The organism is Myxacorys chilensis (genome assembly GCF_059505265.1).
In genome coordinates this window covers 1-2,005 of record NZ_JCACKG010000055.1, presented here as the reverse complement: position 1 = coordinate 2,005, position 2,005 = coordinate 1, and the positions used below count along the sequence as shown (strand labels likewise).

2 protein-coding genes are annotated in these 2,005 nt (G+C 60.9%); both read right to left on the bottom strand.

The window, feature by feature from the left end; genetic code table 11:
• On the bottom strand, positions 1 to 1,231 hold a 1,231-nt coding region (locus AC5JLB_RS02610; protein ID WP_495872301.1), incomplete at its 3' end, for a cytochrome P450.
• Between the two features lie 28 nt (positions 1,232 to 1,259).
• On the bottom strand, positions 1,260 to 1,988 hold the full coding sequence (locus AC5JLB_RS02605; RefSeq protein WP_495872300.1) for a DUF4336 domain-containing protein: 729 nt from the start codon (positions 1,986 to 1,988) through the stop codon (positions 1,260 to 1,262).
• Positions 1,989 to 2,005: the final 17 nt, after the last annotated feature.

Sequence of the window (2,005 nt, the reverse complement as noted above, 5' to 3'; positions counted from 1 at the left end):
GGCGCATGGCCAGCGTTGCAACCAGCGGCACGAAGTGTGCAGCTGGGCACTGGACGGGGCCAAAGCTGAAGGGCACCAGCGCCGATTCTGGGTGGGCTACAGTACCGATCCAGCGGTCTGGCTTGAACGTATGCGCATCGGTCACACTTTCATCGTCCCTGTGCAGGAAGGGCGTGAAGATGGTGATGTGGGTGCCGATCTCAAGTTGCCCCTCCGACCAGGCGACCGCCTCTACCGTTTCTCGCAGGATCGCCGGGGTCGTTGGCCAGAGGCGCAGCGTCTCGAGATAGCAGGCGCGCAGGAACGGCAGCTGTGGCGCAGGTTCGGATGCAACGGCGTCCATTTCGAGCCTCACCCGTTCGCCAGCTGAGGCATCGACCGACAGCATGGCGAGCGTGCGGAAGGTTGCCATCGCCCCTGGATCAAAGGCGAACAGGTACTGCGGCAACTGGTGGTGCGGCATCTGGGCAAGATCAGTGCAGTGCCGGGCCATCTTTCCAGCAAGGCTGTGAGGTGCGGCGACCTCGACATAGGCGCGCAGTCGATCGAGCAGTTCACGTCGTTGTGCCGGAGCCTTGCGGCGCAGAAATGCATAGTTGGCGCGGTATCGCAGTTTTTCCAACAAGTCCGTGAGGTCCGTGTCATCCGCCGCTGCGTCGCCAAGTACGAGTCGGCGGACCATCCGCATCCAGCCCACGAAGAAGATGTCCCAGTCGAGTATTCCTCCGACCGCTGCTGTCTTCCAGATTGGGCTTATCTCCTCGTCGATCACTTTCGCAAAGTGCACTGCCATCGAGTGCATCGGGCAGCCAGTTTCAAGCGTCGCTTCATTGAGCTTCCGGCGCTGCTCGCGTTCAGGACCGTGAGACGCCAGAACGTTTAGGGGTTCGAAGTGCGAAAGGGCCGAACGCTTTTCCCTTGTGGCTGCAGCAAAGGTAGCAGGCGAATTCTCAAGCACCATTCGAACGTCTTCAGCGCAGAGCAACAAGGCTTGCGGCCGAAAAGGGATAGCAAGCACGAGCGGCCCTGCCCCATATTTCTTCCGCAGGTTTTGCATTCGCTTAACAGCCTTGTCATCAACGCCGTGGCGTTCGCCGAAGCTGACGACCTTCCTGCGCCGGATCAGTGGGCCCTTCGCCATCGTAGGCACAATAACCTCCTTGAGGGTAAGGACTGTATCCGCCAGGCTTACTCTTGCGACCTTGCGGCCCGAGGTCTCAAATTTCATCATCCTGCTTGTAACCGCTGAAGAAGTTCGCTCATGCGGCAAGCCAAGTCAGTGAGCGTCGCAACTGCGCCGACGCGTCCTTGTCGAACCAGTCACCATGCGAGAATATGACCCGCTCGGGCTCAAGCGCCACGATACGGCGTGCCGCATCGATGGCGTTGTTGCCGCCTGCCCTAAATGCTAGGCGCGCATAAAGCGGCGCCCGGCCATGCGGTGCGGCAGAGCCAACAGCACGAGCTCCAACCGATAATGGCCAGGGCAGTTTGCGCGGTTCCACGTTGACGACCAGGTCGGTGAGAACAAGCGTCCGGGACGGCCGGTGGAACAAGGCCGCCTCAGTGACGCCCAGTCCCCTCACCAGAATACACTCGATGTCACCCTGCCACGCCTGTGGCTCGCCATCGGCCAGGTCGTGATCAAGACGCAGCCCGGACGACACCACAGCACGCCGCTTCCGCAATCCCGGAACACCCCAATAGGTAGCCCCGGGCACATGCTCCTGCCACCCCGTCATATAGGACCAATGCACTGTGTTGGGTGCGACCACCTGGGCGATCGGACCGATCCGTTCCAGCGCTGCCTTCGTCTCAGGAGTGAAGCGCGTGGGAGAATGCAGCAGCAAAGCGCCATCGCAAAACTGCAAGACCGTCATCCGCACCGGCAGTGGCGCGCCTGCCATATGGTGTCCGCTGTCGATGATCCAAACACCATTGGCGACTGGTTTAGGAACATCGAGCGGCGGATACGTCACTTCGGTCATGTGCATGCGCCTCTGGA